A 21,156-nucleotide genomic window follows, 5' to 3' on the forward strand; every position below is an offset into this window, starting at 1 on the left:
TTTCCCCCACTGGAATCCCTGATCTTGAATACTGTCGGCGCGCAGTCCGCTCAGTTCAAAATCATACGGAGACGCCGGGCGAAGGACTTGTTCGAACGCAAATCCACAGGCGTGGATCGAATCTCGGCTTATAGGCCGTCAGATCGCCGCCCGAAGGTGCGGGTGATCCTCGCGACCGACGTCGATCGAATACACCGCAACCGAATTGGGCGCAGGAAAGTCGCCATTGGCGAAGATGCCGTCGCGCTCGAACCGTCCCTCGGTGCTAATCAGCAGCGTCGCAGTGAAGATGCAATGCACCTCGCCTTGCGCATTGGTGAACGGCAACAGCAACTTCTCGTAGTCCACCGGCACATCGTGCACGTCCGAGACGCAAGAAATCGAATAGACCGGCTTACGGATGCGGCGGCAGAGGTCGTATTGAGCCAGGATGTAGTCACGCGTTGCTGGCGACAGCACCTCGTCGAGATACAGTCCCCGCGCCTCCAGTCCGCTGGCCGCCGACAGCAGCGATCCATAGTGAAGGATTTGATACCGCGGCTCGTCCGCCCCCATCACTCGGGTCAGGATCGAACGCGGCATGTCGACGCTCGCCGGCTCGAACGAGAACGGCACCATGGCGGGGTCGGTGACCCGACTGCCCGCTCTCGCCCACTGGTTGATCAGCCAACGGTGAGGCACGTGGCGGACGACCTCGGCGCTGCTCGGGTTCACAATCATGCTCGCGGAATTCCTCGTGTATCGGCTGCTGCCGTTCACTCCCAGCGCGACCCGGAACGCAACAGGAGTACGGCGCATGCCGCTATCCGAGAGCCAATGACCGGTCAATCCGCAAGACCTCCCTACACCTCGCCACAGTGTCGCATCTATTCGGATCGGGTCGTCGCCCACTATCTCGGGATGTTACGGGCTCAGCGCGTTTTCCATGGAATGCTGAATTTTCCGTCTGCATGTGACTGGTTTTCGGAACATCGCCGAGCTGAGGCGCAGCGCGCCGCCAAGTGATCGACACCATAAGATCGTCGCGTTGGCCTCCTGGAAATCCCCGTCTGGAACTAAGCCGGGCTTGATGTAACGCAATACCGTTCCCGTCAGAGCTGCAAAGCTGAGTTTCATCGCCCAGAAGGGAATCATCCGGCATGCGATCGTTTCAACACCGCGACTACTTCTTCCATCCGTGCCGGATGTGCGGAGCCGTGGCCAACCTGACGCGCAACACGCCCGCAGCCGACGGCTGCGAGCATCGCACCTACGAATGCCGACGGTGCGGCCATATCGACCTGTTCGGGGTCGGACCGGACGCCAGCAGGCCGTGGACGGTGATCGGCTCGCCCGAGATGGAGGCGGCCGGTGGCGGCAGCGGCGCAAGCTGAACCGCTCCCCTCAAGATTAGAGATCGATCGCCATCAGTACCGTGTCGGCGCCGTTCCAGCGTGTGCGATCGACGACGCCCCATCCCAGCCGCTGATAGTAGTCCGCCGCGTCCGCGGTGTAGAGAAACAGCCGGCGGTGGCCGCGCTGCCGCGCCTGGTCCTCGATCGCGCGGACCAATGCTGCGCCGACGCCATGGCGTCGATGGGCCGGCGCGACGTAAAGCCCTGCGAGCCAGGGGGTGACATCGTGCACCGGGGCAATCTCGGACCGAGCCAGCAGCGCGGTCCCGGCCGGCTCGCCATCATGCATCGCCACCAGCGCGACCTGATCGGTTGGATCTGCCACGAACGCCTCAAGCGAAGCCAGTTCGTCTGCCGCGCTGGCGTTGAGCACCGAGAACGTCTCGGCGCGCCACCGCGCGCACACCTCAAGCTCGGCCATACCGGACGCGAGAACGATGATCGGGACGGTGGACATCGGTCGCGGCTTCCTCCCGGAGTGATCAGCTCGCCTTACTGGTAGATGTACCAGTCTCCGAATTAACGATCGAATAGTCCCATTCAGTTACCACCGACTGCCAGATCACTCGTGCTTCGCAACGGAGCGTCTTCGCATGAGTCCGCGCTTCGGTGCCCTGTCCGGCACATCCACGCACGCAGCCGCGCCGACCGGCCGCCCGGCAGCCGTCCGCCTCGCCGATCGCGCCGGCGATGCCTTTCCGCGCGCCCCGCTCCCCGACTTTCGCGATCTCGCCCGCTCTTTCGAACGGACCGTCCCATGAAACTCTCCGACATCAAGCTGCTGTACAAGATCCTCGCCTGCTTCCTGCTGCTCGGTTTGGTCACGGCGTTCGGATTGTGGCACTCGTCGTCGAAGACCAGCGAAGCGGTCAGCATCTATGCGGAGATGATCGACAAGGACGTCGCCGGGATGAAGGCGAATCTTCGGGTCAACTCCCGCGTCTACAATTTCGGGCGACTGGCGTGGCGGCTCACCGCCGAGACGGATCCTGCAATGATGAACGAAGTCGTCCAGGAGGTCCGCGCCAACTACAAGGATTTCCAGGATCAGATTGTGATTGGTCGCAAGGCGCTGCCGCAATTCGCCGCCGATTTCGACAAAGCGGCGGCGATGTTCGACGAGATCATGACCAAGAGCTATCCGAAGCTCGAGAAGGAAGCGCTCGCCAACAACAACGAGGAAGCCTCCCGCCTCAACCGCGCGATGATCCCGCAGACCGAAGCGCTACGCGATCACGTCCGCACCATCACCACCCGGCTCGACGACTCGCTGGCAAAGCGCTCGAATGAAGCCGCGGCCGACGTGAAGAGCGCGGTGACCTCGACGGTGGTGATCGTTGGCGGCGCCTTCCTGGCGGTGCTGGCGGCGGCGTTCGCGCTGGTGCAGTTCGGTGTCGCCCGCCCGATCGCCCGGCTGGTCGGTGATCTCCAGGCGATGGCGCGCGGCCAAGATGTCGATGTCAGCGGCACCGAGCGCGGTGACGAGATCGGCCAGATCGCCAATGCCGTCAACGACATTCATCTGATGCTCGCCGAGAAGGCGCGGCGCGAGGCCGACGACAAGCTCGCCGCCGACCGCAAGGCCGAAGCCGAGCGCAAGACGGTGATGATGAATCTGGCGAACTCGTTCGAAGCCGCGGTCGGCGAGATCGTCGAGACGGTGTCGTCGGCGTCGACCGAACTGGAAGCCTCGGCGCGCACGCTCGCGGGCACCTCCGAACGTTCGCAGGAACGCACCACCCGCGTCGCGGTGGCCTCCGAACAGGCGTCCACCAACGTGCAGTCGGTGGCCTCGGCGACCGAGGAGATGAGCTCATCGATTTCCGAGATCAGCCGTCAGGTGCAGGACTCGGCACGGATCGCCACCGAGGCGGTCGAGCAGGCCCGCACCACCAATTCCAGCGTCGGCGAATTGTCGGCGGCCGCGGCACGGATCGGCGACGTCGTCGAACTGATCAACACCATCGCCGGCCAGACCAACCTGCTGGCGCTGAACGCCACGATCGAAGCCGCCCGCGCCGGTGAAGCCGGCCGTGGCTTCGCGGTCGTCGCGAGCGAAGTGAAGGCGCTGGCCGAGCAGACTGCCAAGGCCACCGGCGAAATCAGCGCCCAGATCGGCGGCATCCAAAGCGCGACCGATCAGTCGGTGCGGGCGATCCGCGAGATCGGCGAGACCATCGCCAAGATGTCGGAGATCTCCTCGACGATTGCGGCGGCAGTCGAACAGCAAGGCGCTGCTACGCAGGAAATCTCCCGCAACGTGCAGCAGGCTGCGCAAGGTACCCAGCAGGTATCGTCGAACATCGTCGAGGTGCAGCACGGCGTCACCGAGACCGGCTCGGCATCGAGCCAAGTGCTGTCGGCCGCCCAAGGGCTGTCGCATGACAGCGAGCGGCTGCGTAGCGAAGTCGCGAAGTTTCTCAGCACGGTACGCGCCGCCTGACACGGCACGCATCGCCGCAGCGCGATCCGAGCCAGCCGATCACGCCCGGCTCCCGCGTGGCGCCGGTTCGGTTTCAGAGCCAGCCCAAGAGCGCGGGCTGACGTTGCTCAGGGATCAGTGCCGCGAGGCGAGCGCCGCGGCAATACGGCCCTGGATGACGACGCCGAGCCAGATCACCAAGGTCGACAGGCCGGCCGCAACCACTACCAGTAGGTCGGTCTCGCTCATCGGATCAGTCCTCCGCAAGGACGGGCGGTAGTAGCCCAAAAGGCTGCTACGATCGGCGGCGTCGCATCCGCGGCGCCGCAACTCTTGCGCGATTATTGCTGCACGGCGCGGGCCGGCTTTGATGCCGGTCAACCGCGGCGGCGGCGGGCATTCCAGCGCTCACAGCCACCGCACCAGAACGGTGAGATTGACCGCGCAGGCCCCCAGCAACGCCAGGGTGAGGCCGAACGGAGCGCTATCGATGCGGGTTTTCAGGATCGTCGTCATGTTGGAACCCGATGTCATGACCGGACCATCGGGTGATTCTAGCCTTGGAGTCCCAAGCGATATTTTTCGCCGGATTTAACCCTCGTTAACCTTCGATTCCCGACTCTCAGCCCCCTTCCGGCTGACGCAAAAAGGCCGGCGCTGAGGCCGGCCTTGAAGCTACGATTCGTGAGGCGGGATCGATACTTAGCGGATCGCCAATCAGTATTTGGCGACCGCCGGACCACCCCAGCCGAACCGGTAATTGATACCGGCCTTGACGGTGTGCTCGTCGTTGCGGAACGAGGTGCCGACCACGTCCGCCGGACCGCCGGTGAAGGTGGTGTCGCCGAACTTGTAGTACTGGTACTCGACCTTGGCCGACCAGCTCGGCGCGAACATGTATTCGAGGCCGGCGCCGACCGTGTAGCCGTCGTTGCGGCTGCCGCTGGTGGTGTAGCCGGACGGCACGCCGCCGAGCGCGGCGACGCTGAGATCGCTGTCGCGCCAGGCGTAGCCACCCTTGGCGTAAACCAGCGTCGGACCCCAGGCGTAACCCAGTCGGCCAGTGACCGAGCCGAGGCCGCGGGTGTCTTCGGTCGCGGTGCTGCCGCCCGGGAAGATCACGCCGGTGTTGTTCGACGACATCCAGCTATACTGGGCTTCGATACCGATCACCCAGTTGGTGGCGAACTGATAGTCCGCGCCGCCCTGCACACCGCCGAAGAAGCGGCCGGAGTTGCCGGTGATGTTGTTATCGCCAGCCCAGGCGCCACCGACGTGGCCGCCGACATAGAAGCCGGTCCAATTGTAAACCACCTCGGGCGCCGTATAGGCGGGCGCGGCCTTGGTGTAGGGCCGCGGCGGCAGGTCGGCGGCAAAGGCGGGAGCGGAGAGCGCGATCACCGCCGCTGCGCCGAGCAGAGTGTTCTTCATCGTCTTCATCGTCGTCCCTCTTTCGATGCGTTCCGATGTGCTCAAAACAGCATGGCAATCGTTTGGTTGCCCGGTGGCGACGGCGTAGCAATCATTCAGCAGGACTGTGACGACGCCGCAACACTCGGGAACTCTTCCCTGCCAGGCCGGCATCAGATTAGTCGCGGCAGATTGCGATCCGGTCGGGATTAGCGCGACAATTTTTCCAGTTCGGGAAACGGCGCATAAACGACGCCGGTGCACAGCTCGCCGGCATGCGGCGCAACGCGGTCGAGCCGGCCGTCTACATGCACGATCGCCATGTCCTGCAGCGTGCCGCCGCGCGGGGTGAAGCGCAGGCACGATACCCAGCGCACCCGGCCGTCGACCGGCCGTTGCACCGGCTCGGCCATTGCGGCATCGCGCAGGCCCGATGGGTTGTTGAGATAGGTCCGCAGGAAGGCCGGGATCTCGCTGCGATAGTTCACCGGAAACGGCTGCGGCGGGTCGGTGTCGAACGACATCGAGCCGCCGATCGCACAGGCGCCGAGCAGCGCCGCGAGCGGCAGCGCCAGAGCGGCGCGCAGCGGGCGCAGGAAGGTCGACAATGGGATCGCGGGACGGCGCATGCCTCATGCAATAGCGCGCCGGGCAGCGAAATCAATCGCCCGCCGTGCCGCGAGGGGAAGCGCGGCACGGCGGGCGTTAGGATGGCTGAGGATCAGCCACGCTTCGGCGCGATGTGGCGGATCGACGCCTTGGACAGATGCTGCTTGGCGACCGGCTGCTTCATCGCCTGGTGCTTGGCGTGATGCTTGGAGGCGTGGTGCTTGCCGACGTGGCGCTGGGCGTGATGCTTGCCGGCCTGCTTCTGCACCGGGGCGGCCTGCGCGGTCTTGCCGGCCGGCGCAGTCTGGGTGGTGGCCGGCGCGGCCGGGGTCTTGTCGGCGGAGGCTGCGAGCGCCGGGGCGGCCAGCATCGAAACGGCAACGAGCGCGGCGGACAGGGTCTTGATCATGGTGGGTCTCCTTGAACAGGCGGTTCGAAATTCGCTTGATCCGAACGCGGGGCCGGAGCGGCCGGGTGCTCGATCACGGTGCCGACCCTAGATCCGCGGCACTGAACCGCACCTGACGGCCGCCGATGGCTTCCGTTCATCAGCATGAATTGTTGGTCATGCACGCTGGCGCCGCGCCGGCGCCGACAGCCCGCTAGCCCCCTCGCCTCGACACCCCCGGACAGGTCGTATAGACCGGCGACGGTGAGAGGCGGCCGGCACCACGATGGCCTGTCAGCCGTCCGCCGCCGTCAGAGGCCGCTTTCGATGAGCACGTTCGCGCGGCAAGGCCGCGACCCTTCGCCCCGCCCCGCATCGCCGCGCATCGCGACCGACCGCATCGCCTTCGTCGCCTCGACCAGCGCCGAGGCGCAGGCCGCGCTGGCGCAGCTGGTGCAGCTCTATGGAAACGCCGAGCCCCACGAGGCCGACGTCGTGGTCGCGCTCGGCGGCGACGGCTTGATGCTGCAGACGCTGCATCAGCAGATGCGCAGCGGCAAGCCGATCTACGGCATGCACCGCGGCACCGTCGGCTTCCTGATGAACGAGTATTCGACGGTGGACTTGCGTGCCCGCCTCGCCGCCGCGCGCGAGACCGTGATCCACCCGCTGTTGATGCGCGCCACCGACATCTACGGCGAGGTGCATATCCATCACGCCATCAACGAGGTTTCGCTGTTTCGCCAGAGCCACCAGGCGGCGCGGCTGCGCATCAGCATCGACGAGCGCGAGCGGATGAGCGAGCTGGTCGCCGACGGCATCATGGTCGCAACCCCGGCGGGCTCCACCGCCTACAATCTGTCGGCGCAGGGCCCGATCCTGCCGATGAACGCTCAGCTCTTAGCGCTGACCCCGATCTCGCCATTCCGCCCGCGCCGCTGGCGCGGCGCGCTGTTGCCGGACACTGCCTACGTGGTGATCGACGTGCTCGAAGTCGACAAGCGCCCGGTCGCCGCCGTCGCCGACCACGACGAAGCCCGCGACGTCCGCCGCGTCGAAGTGATCTCCGACAAAACCATCGCGATGCGGATGCTGTTCGACCCGGGGCATAGCCTGGAAGAACGGATCTTGAGCGAGCAGTTTGGGTATTGATCACCCGGCCTCACCTCCCGCGCTCAGCCCGAGGCAACGACTCACCTTTCACTTCGATCGAGATTCCGGGTTCGCGAGCGTTGCTCGCGCCCCGGAATGACTTGGGGAGAGGCGTCGCGGTGCGACTTCTGTTGCCGTCCTTGAACGGTTGCGCCTCTCCTGTTGACCGCCCTCACACCGCCCGCGTCAGGCCGCCGTCCACCCGGATGTTTTGCCCCGTGATGTAAGCGGCACCGTCGGAAGCCAAGAAAGCGATAGTGGCGGCGATTTCGGCGCTGGTGCCGTAGCGCTTCATCGGCACGGTGTCGCGGCGCTGTTCGGTGGTCGGCAGGCTGTCGATCCAGCCCGGCAGCACGTTGTTCATCCGGACGTTGTCGGCGGCGTATTGGTCGGCGAAGATCTTGGTGTAGGCGGCGAGCCCCGCCCGCGCCACCGCCGAGGTCGGAAACATCGCGCTCGGCTCGAACGCCCAGGCGGTCGAGATGTTGATGATGGCGCCGCCCTTCTGCTGCAGCATGATCGGCGCCACCAGCCGCGTCGCGCGGACGACGTTGAGGAAGTAGACGTCGAGTCCCTGATGCCACTGCTCGTCGGAGATCTCGAGGATCGGCGCGCGCGGGCCGTGGCCGGCGCTGTTGACCAGCACGTCGATGCGGCCCCACTGCGCCATCGCCTGATCGACCAGGCGCTTCAGATCGACGTTCGACTGGTTCGATCCGGTGACGCCGAAGCCGCCGAGCTCGCGCGCCAGCGCTTCACCCTTGCCGGACGACGACAGCACCGCGACGCGGAAGCCATCCGCGGCCAGCCCTCGCGCCGCCGCAGCTCCCATGCCGCTGCCGCCCGCGGTGATCAGGGCTACTTTGTCGACTGCCATGCTTGCCTCCGTCTGCTGCTCCAGCGGGCCGGCACCGGCCTGCCCCGCGCGTGATAGCAGCAACGGCGGGGCCATGCGAACGGCGGCGCGGCGTGGCGCGATCACAAAGCAATCAGAGACGGAGGATGTGGGATTTATGATGCGACGGCTTGCATGGTCATGCCGCGCGCGACGAGAGATTCCGGGTTCGCGCGCGTCGCGCGCGCCCCGGAATGACTTGGGGAGAGGTTGTCCGCGCCGCGCGAAAAAAGCTGACGGGCGATCAGCCCTTCTTGCTGCGCACCGGCACCGGTTGCGGGACGAGCTCGGTCAGGGTGGTCAGGGCGGAGACGGTGCTACGCAGACGGTTGATGCGGCGGGTGTAGTTGAACATCAGTCCGGCGAGGAACGCGCTGCAGATCAGCGTGAACACTGCGAACGCTACGACGTCGTCACCCATGGTCGTCCCTTTCCTTGATGAGCACGGCCGCTGGCTGGCGGGCCGCGTGGCGCGCAGGCCGGCTGGGACAGCCGGCTGCGTCGCTGCATGAACGATACATGATGCTAGGCGCCGGAGTCATAATCATGAATGACCGGGAACAACCGATCGCCGCTTCGATGCGTCTGTCGTGTGCGATGGATAATCGCTGATTAAGCGATCTGTTGTGCAGTGCAGCGCAACGAGGGAGCACACGCCAAGCGTGACGCACTGCTAGGCGGCGAGAGCGACGTGCGCTGCGGCGACCTCTATCAGCAAGCGGGATGTCGGGGAGCGATCGTGCCACGGACGGTCCGGCCGGTGCGGGGCGTGATCGCATCGAAGCTACTCGTGATAGAACGGCCCGTGCGGCTCGGTCAGCGAGTGGTCCCACGGCATCGCGCGGTGGGTCACCGCCTCGCAGGTCGTGCATTTGTATTCGCGCACCTGATAGCCCTGCACCAGCGGCCGATTGCCGATCAGCTCCAGCGGAAGGTTGCAGGTCGGGCAATGCGGGGTGGTCGTGGTCATGCGCGCCATCCGAATCAGTACAGTCCCTAGTCGGCACGATTTCGGGTTCCACCGCCACTGCGATCTCGCGACGCCGGATTCGCCAAAGGTGCGATATCCGGTCGCAGCCGAAAGTCGCCCCCTCGCCGGCGGCCTGCCCGCCACCGGGGCCCTCAACCCTTCCTTAACGACGCGCCGCTATCGTTAACGCAACGTTTATCGGCGCACAGCGCTCCCGGGCCGGGCCATGTATCGGATCGACTTCAACAAGCTGCGCTTCCTGATTTGCGACGACAATCCGCACATGCGGCGCATCCTGCGCACGCTGCTGCACTCGTTCGGCACCCGCGAAGTCTATGAGGCCGAAGACGGCGCCACCGCGCTGGAAATGTACAGCCACTATTCGCCCGACATCCTGATCACCGATTGGGAGATGCCGATCTTCGACGGGCTGGAGCTGGCGCAGATGATCCGGCAGCCGGAGGCCAAGGGCAATCCGTATGCGCCGATCATCATGCTGACCGCGCATTCGGAAAAGCGCCGCGTCACGCTGGCGCGCGATGCCGGCGTCACCGAATTCCTCGCCAAGCCGATCTCGTCGAAGGGGCTGTATCAGCGCATCCTCAACGTGGTGGCGAGCCCGCGCCCGTTCATCCGCACCCGCAATTACTTCGGCCCCGACCGCCGCCGCAACACCACCGCCGGCTATATCGGCCCGGAGCGGCGCCACGGCGGCGAAGCGGACATCATCCAGCAGCCGTCGCTGCTCGATAAGGCCCGGGTCAACACCTAGCAGGCGTTTCGACAGCCATGAGCAAGCCACGCCCCGGCGACATTCAGGTCGCGACCTTCCCGACCCATCAGGTGATCACCCAGGCCAACCCGCTGCGCCGCGCGATGCGGCGGCTGGCCGAGGACACCCCGGCCGAGACCGCCGACGATCCGGTGGCGCGCGCCGAAGCCGCGCTGGCGTCGCTGTCCGGCGAGTTCGGCGACTGGATGGCCGAGGAATGCCAGCGGCTCGCCGCCGCCCATGCCGATCTGGTGCGTGACGGCGTCACCAAGGACAGCCGCGCCGCGCTGTTTCGCGCCGCCCACGACATCAAGGGCGACGCCGCCACCTTCGGGTTTCCGGCCGCGGCCGCGACCGCCGCCAGCCTGTGCCGGATCATCGAGCACGCGCCCGATCTCGCCAAGGTGCCGGCCGAACTGATCGCCAACCACGTCGCCGCGATCCAGGCGATTGTGCGCGAAGGCGCCGGCGGCCAGAAATCCGAAGTGCAGCGCGCGCTGAACCGCAAGCTGCGCGGCGTCGCCGACGATTACCTCGCCGCCGTCAACCGCGACCGCCCCGAACACCTCGAAGCCATCCTCGCCCCGAGCATCGCACCGGACGAGTAGGTCGTCCCGCGCTCGTCATTCCGGGGGCGCCGCGTAGCGCTTCGCGCGCGGCAAACCCGTCGCGTCTGAGCCTCCGCACCTCGTCGACCCGCTATCTGGCATCGCTTGTCAACATGTCGTCCCCGCGTAGGCGGGACCCATACGCCGCAGCATCTCGATTGAAGCCCTGCGTCAGCCACCTTCCCTCACTTGCGAAGCCAGAGGATATGGATCCCCGCCTGCGCGGGGATGACTCGAGGCGGAGTGGTTCAGCGCTAACTATGTTGGTGCGTGTAGCAATGCGACAGGGATTGGACCTACGCCGCAACCGGCGCGTAGCGCCAGCTGGCTTCTTCGGCGATCACTTCGTCGCGCAGCGCGGCGGCTTCTTCGCGGGCGAATTCGGTGGCGAAGCGGCGCAGCAGGATCAGCAGCGGGCCCGCCGCATCCGGATCGGTCTCGCACTGGGTCAGCACCCGCTCGACCATGCGGCGGCGGAGCCGTGCGGCGCTGGATTCATTGGCGACGAAGCCGATCTCGCGCTCGGCGGCGAGCGCGGCGCGGAACGCCGGGAAGACGGTTTCAGGCAGCCCGGCGCGGCCGAGCAGCGCATTGAGCGAGGTGCGGCCGCCGTCGGCGAGCAGCGCCGCAACCCGCGCCGGCGCAGTGCCGGAGAGTTCGGCGAGTGCGTGTTCGACCAGCAGGAGATTACCGGATAGCAGCGCGCGCAGGATCAGTCCCGCGGTCAGCGTGCGGGTCTCGCACAGATGCCGCATCAACGCCGCCATGTCGGCGCCGCGGGCGCGCGCCGCGATCGCGATGGTGGAGCGGTCCATCGCCTCGCCGGTCGCGCGCGCGGCGCGGTCGGCGCTGAGCCAGCCGCGCGCCACCACGAATTGCTGCAAGGTGTCGGACAGCTTCGCCACCAGCGCCAGCCGCGTCGCCGCCGGCAGGTCGGGCAGCGCCAGCATCGACTCGCGGATCGCCGCGAGATGGCCGTGGCGCTCGACGATGCGGTCCCACGAGAACGGCGCCAGTTCGGCGTGCGGGTTTTCGATCAGCTCCAGCGCCGCGGCGGGTGAGCCGACCTCGGCGATCGCCGCGCACACCGCGGCGGGCAGTTGGAAACGCCGCGCCACCGCGCATTGCACGGCGTTGTCGCCGGTGGCGACGATGTCGACCAGATCGGCGTCGAGCAAAAGCGGCGAGAATTCCAGCACCGGCAGCGCCACCGAGGCCTGATCGGAAGCGAGTGCGCGCACGATCGTCGGCGGGGCGTCGGGATGGGATGCGAACACTTCGGCGATCGCCTGCCGCACCTGGGCAGCAGGATCATCCAGCATCAACAGCAGCGCGCCTTCGGCGGCGATGCGGTCGTCGATCGTGAGATCGGAAATCAACCAGGCGCGCGCGAGAGCGCGGGTGGCTTCGGCGCGTTCGCCGGCCGGTGCGTGACGGATCCAACTGATGAACTGCCGAACAATCATGACACTTCCGGCCGACGCAACTTCACCTCACGCCTGTTCGGCGCCTCTCATAAGCGATCAATAAACCATGCCCCTTAACAAAGGGTTCACCATAACCGGCTGAGTTCGTTGACGTTTCGTTAAGGCTCCACGGGCGGACGGAAACTTGCCCGGCCACAGACGTCCGCGTGCCACCACGAACTTGCCGCCGCTCCGCGAACGAACAGCTCCGCATGCGATGTCGCGTCCTCTCCGCGCACGGCACCCAGCATCTTGCGAAGCCGCGGAAGGCGCCAGACTGCCCACAATCTCGACAGTGTATGATTACAGATTGATCGCTCATCCTGCCGATTTGAATATGCAGATTTGCACATTGCGTTGCACAATTCGTCATTTTCATCCCGCCGCCGTCAGCGATGATGAGCGAGCTAACTAACGACTTCGACCTGATCAGCAGGAGAGCGCCGTGCAAACAGCCATCTCGAAAGCCACCACGGCAAGGTTGCGACGCGCGACCGAACTCGCTGTCGGCCCGCTGCTGCTGTTCGGCGTCTGGTGGCTCGCCGCGCGTGGCGGCTGGGTCAACAAGGATCTGCTGCCCTCCCCGGTCGACACCCTTCGCGACACCGCTGCTGCGATCTGGTCCGGCAGCATGACCAAGGATTTCTGGCACACCATGGTCCGCGTCGCTTACTCGATCGCGATTGCGATCGTCGCCGGCGTTCCGGTCGGCATCGTGCTCGGTGCCAAGGCTGCGGTGTATCGCTCGGTCGAGTTCATCGTCGATTTCTTTCGCTCGACGCCGGCGACCGCGATGTTTCCGCTGTTTCTGCTGCTGTTCGGGCTCGGCGATCTCGCCAAGATCGCGGTGGCGGCATTCGCGGCGTGGCTGGTGATCGTTTTCAACGTAGCCTACGGCGTGATGAACGCGCGGCAGACCCGCATCCTCGCCGCGCGGTCGATGGGCGCGTCCTCGCTGCGCATCTTCCGCGACGTCATCTTCTTCGAGACCCTGCCGCAGACCTTCATCGGACTCCGCACGGCGGTGTCGCTGGCGCTGGTGGTGATCATCGTCGCCGAGATGTTCATCGGCGCCACCGACGGCATGGGCCACCGCATCATCGATGCGCAGATCTCCTACTCACTCACCGACATGTACGGCTCGATCCTGATCGCCGGCGCGATGGGCTACGGCCTCAATCTGATCCTGCTGTTTATCGAGCGCTCGATCATCCACTGGTCGGGCAAATGATCCGCACCGCTGCCCTCGTTCACAAGGAGACGACGATGTCCAAATCATTCCTGCTGGCCGCCACGCTCACGGCTGCGCTCTCCACCGTCGGCGGCGCGCAGGCGGCCTGCGACAAGATGGACAAGGTCACCGCAGCCTGGCTGCCGATCATGCAGACCACCGCTTACTACGTCGCGCTCGATCAGAAGCTGTTCGAGAAGGCCTGCATCGAGATCGACTCCGCCAAGATGGAATCGCCGAACCAGATCATCGACGCGCTGATCGCCGGCCGCGCCGATTTCGGCCCGCCCGGCGCTGCCGCGGGCATCGCGATGATCGCGGAGTCGAAATTTCCCGGCAAGCTGAAGGTCTTCGGACTGCAGGGCGGCGGCATCAAGGTCGACCGCATCAATGACGGGTTGATCGTCAAGCCGGACAGCACCATCAAGAGCTTCGCCGATCTCAAAGGCAAGACGCTCGGCCACGTGCCCGGCATCATGTGGCGGACGATCTCCCGCCACATGGTGAAAGCGGCGGGCCTCGATCCCGACAAGGACGTCAAGCTGGTCGACCTTGCGGTCGCGATGCAGGTGCCGGCGGTGGTCGGCGGCACGGCCGACGCCACGCTGTCGCTGGAGCCGGTCGGCTCGATCGCGGTCGCCTCCGGCAAGGCCAAGCGCGCGATGACCAATCCGGTCGCCAGCGTGATCGCCGATCCGTTCTACTCCGGCGCGTCGGTGATGACGACCAAGTTCATGACCGAGCGCCCCGAGGTCGCCCGCCGCGTCGTTGCGGTGATCGACCAGGCCACCGACCTCGTCAACGCCGACTTCAACAAATACAAGGCGGTGCTGCCGGCCTACACGCCGATCAAGGCCGATCAGCTCGATCTGGTGGCGCAGCCTTACTTGCGCGGCTTCAAGGATCTCAACGACACCGACGTCAAATCCTATCAGGCGCTGGTCGATGTGTTCATCGCCGAAGGCGTGGTGCCGGGGCCGATCAACGTTCGCGAGAAGCTGCTGACCAAGGCGGATCTCGGCGAATGAGCCCGAGCAGCGTCCTCCAATTGCGGCCGGAGCCGATGACCGAGACTGCCCCTACGCCCACCGCCGCGAAGCCCGGTCGGCAGGCGAAGATGACGATCCGCGGCCTGCGCAAGACCTTCAACGACGCCGTCATCTACGACGGCTTCGACCTGGACTTGCCGCTCGGCCAGTTCATCTCGGTGTTCGGTCCGAACGGCTGCGGCAAGAGCACGCTGATCAACATGATCTCGGGCCTAATGCCGATGGACGCCGGCGAGGTGCTGTACGATGGCCGACGCATCAGCGAGACGCGAATCTCCTACGTATTCCAGAACTATCGCGAGGCACTGTTTCCCTGGCTGAAGGCGATCGACAACATCCACTACCCTCTCAAGGTGATGGGCGTGCCGCGCGCCGAGCGCAAGCGGCGGATCGAGAAGCTGCTGGCCGAGTTTGAGATCCGCATCGATCTCAATGCCTATCCCTACACGCTGTCGGGCGGGCAGCAGCAGACCGTGTCGATCCTGCGTGCATTGGTGACCGAGCCCGAGGTGTTGTTTCTCGACGAGCCGTTCTCGGCGCTCGACTACGAGATGACGATGTCGATGCGCGAGCAGCTGCAGAAGATCTTCATGAAGACCAAGACCACCATGCTGCTGGTGTCGCACGACCTCGACGAGGCGATCGAGCAGGCTGACAAGCTGGTGCTGCTGACGCGGCGCCCGACCAAGGTCGCGGAGATCGTCGAGATCGGTCTGCCGTGGCCGCGCGACCGCGCCGTCACCACCGGCGATGCGTTCATGACGCTCAAGCGTCACTGCCTCGATCGCTTCTGGCAGGAAGTAAAGAAATGACGGGCGCCGGCTGAGCCGGACCTGAAAGATCCGAACCACCCCTACAATCTGGAGACTGACATGACGAAGCGCCGGTTTCGCGCCGCTGCGGTGCAGACACTCGCCAAGTTGGGCGATTTCGACTTCAACATCGCGCTCGCGACGGCTTACGTCGAGGACGCCGTCCGGCAGGGCGCCGAACTGATCGTGTTCCCGGAATGCATGGACACCGGCTATCTGTTCGACTCGCCCGAGCACTGCCGCGAACTGGCCGAGACGCTGACCGAAGGTCCGTTCGTCAAGGCGCTGGCGGCGCTGAGCCGCAAGCACGGCGTCTATATCGCCAGCGGCATCACCGAATGGGATCCGGCCAAGCAGAAGATCTTCAACACCGGCATCATGTTCGACCGCAAGGGCGAAGTTGCCTGCCACTATCACAAGCAGTTCCTCGCCACCCACGATCAGAACTGGTTCGCGTTCGGCGAGCGCGGCTGCCCGGTGGTCGATACCGATCTCGGCAAGATCGGCCTCCTGATCTGCTTCGACGGCCGCATCCCCGAGATCTTCCGCGCCATGACGATGCAAGGCGCCGAGGTGATCGTCGACATGGCGAACTTCTTTGCGATGGACCAGGCAGACATGTGGGGCCCGGCGCGCTCTTACGAGAACGGCGTGTGGCTGGTGGCTGCCACGAAGGCCGGTTACGAGCGCTCGATCTACTATCCGGGCGGCAGCATGATCGTCGATCCGAAGGGCCGCGTGCTGTCGAAGGTGCCTTACGACACCCACGGGATGTCGATCGCCACCATCGACCTCGACGCCGCAGCAGACAAATCGATCTACACCGCCAACGACAAGATCGCCGACCGCCGTCCCGAGACATACGGCATCATGGCATTGCCCTATGAAAAGACGCCGGTCTATGGCGTCGCCGATCGTCCGCTGATCCCGTCGAAATCGGTGACCAAGGTGGCGGCGGTGCAGATCCACGTCACGCCGGACTGCAGCGTCGCCGAGGTGCTGGACATGGTCGACCACACCGCCAAGCTCGGTGCCAAGGTCATCACCCTGCCCGAATACGCGTTCAGTGCGCAGTACATCCTGACGCCCGCGGAAGCGGCTGCGGCCGCCGATCAGGCCGCGGCGAACCTTGCCGCGGCGGCAAAGATCAGCGCGCGCTACGGCTGCCTGATCGCGGCGCCGATCGTCGAGCGTGCCGCTGCGGGGCTCTATGTGACCACCGTGCTGATCGGTCCCGATGGCAAGGAGATCGGCCGCTATCGCAAGACGCATCTCACCGCCGAGGAGCGCAAATGGGCCGTCGCCGGCTTCGACTATCCGGTGTTCGACACACCGTTCGGCCGCATCGGCGTGATGTCGGGCTATGACGCGGTGTTTCCCGAGACCTCGCGCTGCCTCGCGATCGGCGCGGCCGACATCATCCTATGGCCGGCGGCGCTGCGCGAGCCGTTCGAGCGCGAACTGCTCGCCGTGCTGCGGGCCGAGGACAATCGGGTCGCGGTCGTCCTCGCCAACCGGGTCGACAGCCCCTACCCCGGCGGCAGCGTGGTGATCCCGCCGACCGGCTTTCCGCAATGGGACATCAACATCGCCGCGCCGCGCGTCATGAAGCTCGGCGCGGTGATGCCCAAGCACATCGATCTGGCGGTCTGCCGCCAGAAGATGATGATCCCGAAGGTGGACATGTTTGCAAACCGGCTGGTGGAGACGTACGCTCCCATCGTCGCGGCGTAGTCCCGTTCGGTGGCTGTCCGGACACAAACGGAAGGTCGGCGCATCGGCGCCGGCCGTGCCGGGGAGACCGCAGCAGGCGTGGCGAAGACTCAGCGCACCATCAGGTACGACTGGAACGACGTCGTCTATTTCCTCGAAGTGGCGCGGCAGCGCAGTCTGGTCCGCGCCGCCGCCAAGCTGAAGGTCGACCACACCACCGTCAGCCGCCGCGTCCGCGAGCTGGAGCGCAGCCTGAACTCGACGCTGTTCAAACGCAGCAAGTCGGGCTTCACGCTGACCGAGATCGGCATGCGGCTGCTGCAATATGCCGAGGGCATGGAAAGCCAGGCCAACTCGATCGTCGAGGCGATCGGGACCGATACCGCCGATGCCGGCGGTGCGGTGCGGATCGCCGCGATGGAAGGGATCGGCAGCTTTTATCTCACGCGCTGCATCGCCGACTTCAACCGGATCTACCCGTCGATCCAGATCGAACTGATCACCGACACGCGGCTGCTCGACCTCAGCCGGCGCGAGGCGGATATTTTCGTCAGCTTCTTCCGGCCGCACGGAAAGCGACTGTCGATCAAGAAGGTCGGTGAATTCCGGATCTCGCTGTACGCGACGGATGCGTATTTCGGAGGCCGGAGCCCGCCGACAACGGTGAAGGAGCTGGAAACCCACGCCTTCATCGATTTCATCGAGGACTACATCTACAGCAAGGAAAACCGCTGGCTGTCCGACGTACTGCGGCCGCCGCACACGATCTTCCGCAGCACCAGTCTGGTGGCGCAGTCGATCGCCGTTTCGGCCGGCCAAGGGATCGCAATGCTGCCGTCCTACGTGGCGTCCGGCAATGCCGAGCTATTTCCGGTGATGCCCGAACTGTTCACCACGCGCGACATCTGGCTGTCGGTCCACGAAGACCTGCTTCACGTCGCGCGGATCAAGGCGGTCACGACGTTTCTGGAAAAGCGGATCGAGGCCGACAAGGCGTTCCTGAACTCGGTGCAAAATCAGCGCAGTCGCCGCAAGCGGAATGGCTGAACTAAGCTCAGCTCGCGAACGTGCCGTTGCGGTCGCTGAACAGATCGAGCGGAGTCGGCGTGCGGACTTCGGGAGTGCGCGGCGGGTCCGGCAGCGCGGTCTGTGACGGAATCGTCGTCTGTGACGGCATGGCCGTCTGCGACGGCGAGGTCCACAGCGATTGCACAGCAGGCGATATCGGCTCGGCGCGGTCGCCGCCGAGGAACAGCGAACGGAACATCGGCTCGTTGCCGCGCTGCGATGTCGCGGTGCGAGTGGCGTCGCCGGCTTGCGCGGGCGTGACGTTGCGCACGTCCGGGAAGCTCGCCAGATAAGCGGCGTTGTCGACCGGCACTTGCGGTGCGGCCGAAGCCAGCGTCACCGGCAGGCCGGCGACCGAGGCGATCGCACTCTGCGTTGCGGGTGCATTGGCGGCCGCCTCGTAGCGCGTCGCGAGATTGGAATACACCTCGGAGACGCTGCGGGCGTTGCCGGAGCGATCGTAGAAGATCGACTGATTGGCCGCCGCCGCCGAGGGAAACAGCGCGGCGCCGGCGACGTTGGGCGTGTCGCTCGCGGCGTTGATCAACTTGGCGGCGCCGGCAACGCCCATGAAGTGCGCCATGTAGAGTTCGGCATCCGACGGGCGGCGACCGATCTCGCCAGTCAGCTTGAAGCTGTTCGACTGCGTCAGCACCCCGGCCATCGCCGAGGACGCCACCGGATCGTTGCGCAGATTCATGATTGCGGCACGCGCCGACGGGTCGCTGACCGAATAGCTGCCCGACGCCGAGCGGGTGATGGAATCGGCATATTGGCCGTAGCCGAGCTGCGCGCCGGCTTCCTTCACTGTGCCGAGCCAGGTCTGTTCTATGAACTGGAACAAGCCCTGTGCCGATGAAGTGCTGGCCTGGGCGGTCGGGTTGAAGTCCGACTCCATCTTGGCGGTGGCAAGCAGATACTGGAAGCTGGTGCCGGTGGCGCCGGCAGCCTGCTTGATCGCGCCGGCGACCTTGGTCCGCGCCGGATCGACGATCATCACCGCCGGATTTGAAATCTCGACCGCCATAGCCCCTGCCCGCTCTCCGCTGCGAGCGCCCTTCCGCCACGGCGACCCTGCGGGATTATGGTTAACGCAGTGTTAACGACTGAAACCCGATACAGCTTGCACGGGCGTTTTGACGCTCGCTTAACTCAAGATGGCTAGACTCTTGCCCGTCCGCTCGGAGTTTGACCGGGGCGCAGAGTCATCGGGAGAAAGCCATGGCCGCGATCACCAACTCCACCACCGCTGGGACCTCGGCCTTTTTGGCGAGCCAGGCGCAGGCCGGCGCGATCCCATCCGCCACCGCATCGGCGACATCGCAGTCCGCCACCACCGCGGCCACGGGTGCGGTCGACACCGTCACGCTCTCCGATCGCGCCAAAGCGATTCTCGACAAGGCCAAGGCTGACACGGCCGCCAGCGACCAGCTCGCGCTGTCGTTCGACGAGAGCCTGCAGAAGCGCACCGATGCCTTGACCGCCAAGCTCACCGACGCGTTCAAGAAAATGAACGTCAATCTCGACGACGCCGTCAGGCTGCAGGTCGACAAATTCGGCAACGTCACCGCCGAAGGGCCGTGGAAAGCGAAGATCGAGAAGTACTTCGCCGACAATCCTGATGTCGCCAAGGAGCTGAAGGAAATCTCCGGCCTGAACGCGCTGAAGGCGGCAAACGCCGCGCTCGAGCTCTACAACAAGGAAAAGGGCTCCAGCGCCCAGGGCAGCAAACAGCAGCAAACCGCCTGGAGCAACTACAACGTCCGCTCGATGAATATTCAGACGCTGTCGGGCGTGATCAGCCTGAAGGATGGCCAATTGCGATCGGCGGCGATGGACTACATCGACAGCATCGCCGATCCGACCGGCGCGAAGACCGGTCCGGACTTGGTGCAGCAGCAGCGCGAGGTCGCCAGCCGGCTGGCCTGATCCACAGGGCTATTTGCCGTAGACCTTGTCCGGGTCGAACTTGCGCTCGGAGTCGGTTTCGATCAGCACCGGCGCGCCGTCGCCGCCGCGGTCGATGCGGCGGTAGAAGCAGGAATGCCGGCCGGTGTGACAGGCGGCGCCACCGGTCTGATCGACCTTGATCCACACCGCGTCCTGGTCGCAGTCGACCCGCATCTCCAGCACCTTCTGGATGTGGCCGGAGGTCTCGCCCTTCTTCCACAGCCGCTTGCGCGAGCGGCTGTAGTACCAGGCCTCGCCGGTCTGGATGGTGCGATCAAGCGCTTCGTCGTTCATGAACGCGACCATCAGCACGTCGCCGGTCCGCGCATCGGTGGTGACGACGGTGACGAGCCCGTGCGCATCGAATTTCGGGCGCAGCACAACGCCTTCCTCGATGTCATCGGGCGCAACGGGTGAAGAGCTTGAACGCGATTCGCTGGACACGATTGAATTGCCTTGCAGGACTCGCGCGTTAGCCGCGGTCCCTGACCATCGACATGAACCGCGCCTGCTCCGCCGGATTATCGCGGAACACGCCGGTGTAGCGGCTGGTGAAGGTGGTGGCGCCCTTCTTGGCGATACCCCGGACCGACATGCAGGTGTGCTCGGCTTCGAGCAGCACCGCGACGCCGCGCGGCTTCAGCACCTCGTCGATCGCGGCGGCGATCTGCGCGGTGAGATGCTCCTGGGTCTGCAGCCGGCGGGCGAAGATGTCGACCAGCCGCGCCAGCTTCGACAACCCGACCACGCGCTCCACCGGCGTGTAGGCGATGTGCGCCTTGCCATAGAACGGCATCACGTGGTGTTCGCAATGCGAGGTGAAGCTGATGTTGCGGACCAGGACGAAGTCGTCATAGCCGGCGGTCTCGCCGAAGGTGCGCTCCAGCACTTCCTTCGGGCACTGGTGATAGCCCTGGAACAGCTCGTCATAGGCTTCGACCACCCGGCGCGGGGTGTCGAGCAGGCCCTCGCGCTCGGTGTTCTCGCCGATATAGGACAGCAGCGTCTTCACCGCGGCTTCCGCCTCGGCGCGCGACGGGCGCGGCTGATCGGGCTGCACCGCGACTTCGAGGAACTCGGACGGATCGAGCTCGGCGGGCTGGAATTCGGGGCGGCCTTCGGCCGGCTTGGTGCCGCGGATCGGCTTGATTTTGGCGTCCATCTTCTCTCCGTTCGACCGGCCTTGTTGGGCCGGATGTGTCACCGGGCAGACGGGCGGACAACAGCCGGTCGTCTTGATCCCTTCG

25 protein-coding genes are annotated in these 21,156 nt (G+C 65.5%); 11 read left to right on the forward strand and 14 right to left on the reverse strand.

What is annotated here, in order from left to right; genetic code table 11:
• Nucleotides 1–138: 138 nt before the first annotated feature.
• Nucleotides 139–720: a hypothetical protein gene (locus tag VRZ08_RS13910; protein WP_414532909.1), complete on the reverse strand. Its 582-nt coding sequence runs from the start codon at nt 718–720 to the stop codon at nt 139–141.
• A 419-nt stretch (nt 721–1,139) separates the two neighbouring features.
• Between VRZ08_RS13910 and VRZ08_RS13915 the strand changes: the two genes are divergently transcribed.
• The gene (locus VRZ08_RS13915) at nt 1,140–1,373 is read left to right on the forward strand and encodes a hypothetical protein (RefSeq protein ID WP_164573722.1); all 234 of its coding nucleotides are present in this window, start codon (nt 1,140–1,142) and stop codon (nt 1,371–1,373) included.
• Between the two features lie 16 nt (nt 1,374–1,389).
• Here the strand turns inward: VRZ08_RS13915 and VRZ08_RS13920 are convergent, their stop codons facing one another.
• Nucleotides 1,390–1,851: a GNAT family N-acetyltransferase gene (locus tag VRZ08_RS13920; RefSeq protein WP_414532910.1), complete on the reverse strand. Its 462-nt coding sequence runs from the start codon at nt 1,849–1,851 to the stop codon at nt 1,390–1,392.
• A 300-nt stretch (nt 1,852–2,151) separates the two neighbouring features.
• Here VRZ08_RS13920 and VRZ08_RS13925 point away from each other — a divergent pair, with 300 nt between their 5' ends.
• Entirely contained in the window at nt 2,152–3,837 is a 1,686-nt protein-coding gene (locus VRZ08_RS13925; RefSeq protein ID WP_414532911.1) for a methyl-accepting chemotaxis protein, read from the forward strand.
• Nucleotides 3,838–3,951: 114 nt separating this feature from the next.
• Here the strand turns inward: VRZ08_RS13925 and VRZ08_RS13930 are convergent, their stop codons facing one another.
• The 5 genes from VRZ08_RS13930 to VRZ08_RS13950 form a co-directional block, all read right to left on the reverse strand.
• A complete protein-coding gene (locus VRZ08_RS13930) occupies nt 3,952–4,065 on the reverse strand; it encodes a sodium:solute symporter (RefSeq protein WP_107356214.1) in 114 nt (37 codons plus the stop codon).
• Between the two features lie 159 nt (nt 4,066–4,224).
• Nucleotides 4,225–4,350: a hypothetical protein gene (locus VRZ08_RS13935; protein WP_012496802.1), complete on the reverse strand. Its 126-nt coding sequence runs from the start codon at nt 4,348–4,350 to the stop codon at nt 4,225–4,227.
• 183 nt (nt 4,351–4,533) lie between these two features.
• On the reverse strand, nt 4,534–5,247 hold the full coding sequence (locus VRZ08_RS13940) for an outer membrane protein (protein ID WP_199851837.1): 714 nt from the start codon (nt 5,245–5,247) through the stop codon (nt 4,534–4,536).
• Nucleotides 5,248–5,435: 188 nt separating this feature from the next.
• Nucleotides 5,436–5,855, reverse strand: a complete 420-nt coding sequence (locus VRZ08_RS13945) for a hypothetical protein (protein WP_414532912.1) — start codon at nt 5,853–5,855, stop codon at nt 5,436–5,438.
• Nucleotides 5,856–5,947: 92 nt separating this feature from the next.
• Nucleotides 5,948–6,244, reverse strand: coding sequence for a His-rich protein BRANT (locus VRZ08_RS13950; RefSeq protein ID WP_107345173.1), 297 nt, complete (start codon nt 6,242–6,244; stop codon nt 5,948–5,950).
• Nucleotides 6,245–6,550: 306 nt separating this feature from the next.
• Between VRZ08_RS13950 and VRZ08_RS13955 the strand changes: the two genes are divergently transcribed.
• Nucleotides 6,551–7,375 (forward strand): NAD kinase, encoded by an 825-nt coding sequence (locus VRZ08_RS13955; RefSeq protein WP_414532913.1) that lies wholly within the window; start codon nt 6,551–6,553, stop codon nt 7,373–7,375.
• Between the two features lie 172 nt (nt 7,376–7,547).
• Here the strand turns inward: VRZ08_RS13955 and VRZ08_RS13960 are convergent, their stop codons facing one another.
• The 3 genes from VRZ08_RS13960 to VRZ08_RS13970 form a co-directional block, all read right to left on the reverse strand.
• Entirely contained in the window at nt 7,548–8,252 is a 705-nt protein-coding gene (locus VRZ08_RS13960; protein WP_414532914.1) for an SDR family oxidoreductase, read from the reverse strand.
• 262 nt (nt 8,253–8,514) lie between these two features.
• Complete coding sequence (locus VRZ08_RS13965; RefSeq protein ID WP_011158920.1) at nt 8,515–8,691, reverse strand: hypothetical protein; 177 nt, start codon at nt 8,689–8,691, stop codon at nt 8,515–8,517.
• 363 nt (nt 8,692–9,054) lie between these two features.
• Nucleotides 9,055–9,240, reverse strand: coding sequence for a hypothetical protein (locus VRZ08_RS13970; RefSeq protein WP_234832199.1), 186 nt, complete (start codon nt 9,238–9,240; stop codon nt 9,055–9,057).
• A 226-nt stretch (nt 9,241–9,466) separates the two neighbouring features.
• On the opposite strand from VRZ08_RS13970, the gene VRZ08_RS13975 reads away from it, so the two are divergent.
• Both VRZ08_RS13975 and VRZ08_RS13980 read left to right on the forward strand, forming a co-directional pair.
• Complete coding sequence (locus tag VRZ08_RS13975) at nt 9,467–10,012, forward strand: response regulator (protein ID WP_011158922.1); 546 nt, start codon at nt 9,467–9,469, stop codon at nt 10,010–10,012.
• Between the two features lie 17 nt (nt 10,013–10,029).
• Nucleotides 10,030–10,620, forward strand: coding sequence for an Hpt domain-containing protein (locus VRZ08_RS13980; protein ID WP_414532915.1), 591 nt, complete (start codon nt 10,030–10,032; stop codon nt 10,618–10,620).
• A 296-nt stretch (nt 10,621–10,916) separates the two neighbouring features.
• Here the strand turns inward: VRZ08_RS13980 and VRZ08_RS13985 are convergent, their stop codons facing one another.
• A complete protein-coding gene (locus VRZ08_RS13985; protein WP_414532916.1) occupies nt 10,917–12,086 on the reverse strand; it encodes a DUF2336 domain-containing protein in 1,170 nt (389 codons plus the stop codon).
• Between the two features lie 445 nt (nt 12,087–12,531).
• Here VRZ08_RS13985 and VRZ08_RS13990 point away from each other — a divergent pair, with 445 nt between their 5' ends.
• The 5 genes from VRZ08_RS13990 to VRZ08_RS14010 all read left to right on the forward strand — a co-directional run bounded on the left by VRZ08_RS13990 (nt 12,532) and on the right by VRZ08_RS14010 (nt 17,938).
• Nucleotides 12,532–13,317 (forward strand): ABC transporter permease, encoded by a 786-nt coding sequence (locus VRZ08_RS13990; RefSeq protein ID WP_119017966.1) that lies wholly within the window; start codon nt 12,532–12,534, stop codon nt 13,315–13,317.
• Between the two features lie 35 nt (nt 13,318–13,352).
• The gene (locus VRZ08_RS13995) at nt 13,353–14,345 is read left to right on the forward strand and encodes an ABC transporter substrate-binding protein (protein ID WP_414532917.1); all 993 of its coding nucleotides are present in this window, start codon (nt 13,353–13,355) and stop codon (nt 14,343–14,345) included.
• A gap of 35 nt (nt 14,346–14,380) precedes the next feature.
• Entirely contained in the window at nt 14,381–15,178 is a 798-nt protein-coding gene (locus VRZ08_RS14000) for an ABC transporter ATP-binding protein (protein ID WP_414532918.1), read from the forward strand.
• Between the two features lie 60 nt (nt 15,179–15,238).
• Nucleotides 15,239–16,912, forward strand: a complete 1,674-nt coding sequence (locus VRZ08_RS14005; RefSeq protein WP_414532919.1) for a carbon-nitrogen hydrolase family protein — start codon at nt 15,239–15,241, stop codon at nt 16,910–16,912.
• Nucleotides 16,913–16,990: 78 nt separating this feature from the next.
• Nucleotides 16,991–17,938, forward strand: coding sequence for a LysR family transcriptional regulator (locus VRZ08_RS14010; protein WP_414532920.1), 948 nt, complete (start codon nt 16,991–16,993; stop codon nt 17,936–17,938).
• A 7-nt stretch (nt 17,939–17,945) separates the two neighbouring features.
• On the opposite strand, the gene VRZ08_RS14015 is transcribed toward VRZ08_RS14010, so the two are convergent.
• Nucleotides 17,946–18,986, reverse strand: a complete 1,041-nt coding sequence (locus tag VRZ08_RS14015) for a transglycosylase SLT domain-containing protein (RefSeq protein WP_414532921.1) — start codon at nt 18,984–18,986, stop codon at nt 17,946–17,948.
• 194 nt (nt 18,987–19,180) lie between these two features.
• Here VRZ08_RS14015 and VRZ08_RS14020 point away from each other — a divergent pair, with 194 nt between their 5' ends.
• Nucleotides 19,181–19,888 carry a hypothetical protein gene (locus tag VRZ08_RS14020; protein ID WP_414532922.1) on the forward strand — a complete coding sequence of 236 codons (708 nt, stop codon included), beginning with the start codon at nt 19,181–19,183 and terminating at the stop codon, nt 19,886–19,888.
• A gap of 9 nt (nt 19,889–19,897) precedes the next feature.
• Here the strand turns inward: VRZ08_RS14020 and hisI are convergent, their stop codons facing one another.
• The gene (gene hisI / locus VRZ08_RS14025) at nt 19,898–20,353 is read right to left on the reverse strand and encodes a phosphoribosyl-AMP cyclohydrolase (RefSeq protein WP_264052764.1); all 456 of its coding nucleotides are present in this window, start codon (nt 20,351–20,353) and stop codon (nt 19,898–19,900) included.
• A 28-nt stretch (nt 20,354–20,381) separates the two neighbouring features.
• Entirely contained in the window at nt 20,382–21,071 is a 690-nt protein-coding gene (folE, locus tag VRZ08_RS14030; RefSeq protein WP_107345188.1) for a GTP cyclohydrolase I FolE, read from the reverse strand.
• Between the last annotated feature and the right edge of the window lie 85 nt (nt 21,072–21,156).

It is taken from the genome of Rhodopseudomonas sp. G2_2311 (assembly GCF_047501505.1).
Lineage (GTDB): Bacteria > Pseudomonadota > Alphaproteobacteria > Rhizobiales > Xanthobacteraceae > Rhodopseudomonas > Rhodopseudomonas palustris_H.

Coding starts and splice junctions, on each gene's coding strand:
- VRZ08_RS13995 (WP_414532917.1), top strand. CDS start 13,353: ATGTCCAAATCATTCCTGCTGGCCGCCACGCTCACGGCTGCGCTCTCC.
- VRZ08_RS14000 (WP_414532918.1), top strand. CDS start 14,381: ATGACCGAGACTGCCCCTACGCCCACCGCCGCGAAGCCCGGTCGGCAG.
- VRZ08_RS13910 (WP_414532909.1), bottom strand. CDS start 720: ATGATTGTGAACCCGAGCAGCGCCGAGGTCGTCCGCCACGTGCCTCAC.
- VRZ08_RS13980 (WP_414532915.1), top strand. CDS start 10,030: ATGAGCAAGCCACGCCCCGGCGACATTCAGGTCGCGACCTTCCCGACC.
- VRZ08_RS13955 (WP_414532913.1), top strand. CDS start 6,551: ATGAGCACGTTCGCGCGGCAAGGCCGCGACCCTTCGCCCCGCCCCGCA.
- VRZ08_RS13950 (WP_107345173.1), bottom strand. CDS start 6,244: ATGATCAAGACCCTGTCCGCCGCGCTCGTTGCCGTTTCGATGCTGGCC.
- VRZ08_RS14015 (WP_414532921.1), bottom strand. CDS start 18,986: ATGGCGGTCGAGATTTCAAATCCGGCGGTGATGATCGTCGATCCGGCG.
- VRZ08_RS13925 (WP_414532911.1), top strand. CDS start 2,152: ATGAAACTCTCCGACATCAAGCTGCTGTACAAGATCCTCGCCTGCTTC.
- VRZ08_RS13975 (WP_011158922.1), top strand. CDS start 9,467: ATGTATCGGATCGACTTCAACAAGCTGCGCTTCCTGATTTGCGACGAC.
- VRZ08_RS14005 (WP_414532919.1), top strand. CDS start 15,239: ATGACGAAGCGCCGGTTTCGCGCCGCTGCGGTGCAGACACTCGCCAAG.
- VRZ08_RS13945 (WP_414532912.1), bottom strand. CDS start 5,855: ATGCGCCGTCCCGCGATCCCATTGTCGACCTTCCTGCGCCCGCTGCGC.
- VRZ08_RS13960 (WP_414532914.1), bottom strand. CDS start 8,252: ATGGCAGTCGACAAAGTAGCCCTGATCACCGCGGGCGGCAGCGGCATG.
- VRZ08_RS13970 (WP_234832199.1), bottom strand. CDS start 9,240: ATGACCACGACCACCCCGCATTGCCCGACCTGCAACCTTCCGCTGGAG.
- VRZ08_RS13935 (WP_012496802.1), bottom strand. CDS start 4,350: ATGACATCGGGTTCCAACATGACGACGATCCTGAAAACCCGCATCGAT.
- VRZ08_RS13930 (WP_107356214.1), bottom strand. CDS start 4,065: ATGAGCGAGACCGACCTACTGGTAGTGGTTGCGGCCGGCCTGTCGACC.
- VRZ08_RS13965 (WP_011158920.1), bottom strand. CDS start 8,691: ATGGGTGACGACGTCGTAGCGTTCGCAGTGTTCACGCTGATCTGCAGC.
- VRZ08_RS13940 (WP_199851837.1), bottom strand. CDS start 5,247: ATGAAGAACACTCTGCTCGGCGCAGCGGCGGTGATCGCGCTCTCCGCT.
- VRZ08_RS13915 (WP_164573722.1), top strand. CDS start 1,140: ATGCGATCGTTTCAACACCGCGACTACTTCTTCCATCCGTGCCGGATG.
- VRZ08_RS13985 (WP_414532916.1), bottom strand. CDS start 12,086: ATGATTGTTCGGCAGTTCATCAGTTGGATCCGTCACGCACCGGCCGGC.
- folE (WP_107345188.1), bottom strand. CDS start 21,071: ATGGACGCCAAAATCAAGCCGATCCGCGGCACCAAGCCGGCCGAAGGC.
- VRZ08_RS13920 (WP_414532910.1), bottom strand. CDS start 1,851: ATGTCCACCGTCCCGATCATCGTTCTCGCGTCCGGTATGGCCGAGCTT.
- VRZ08_RS14020 (WP_414532922.1), top strand. CDS start 19,181: ATGGCCGCGATCACCAACTCCACCACCGCTGGGACCTCGGCCTTTTTG.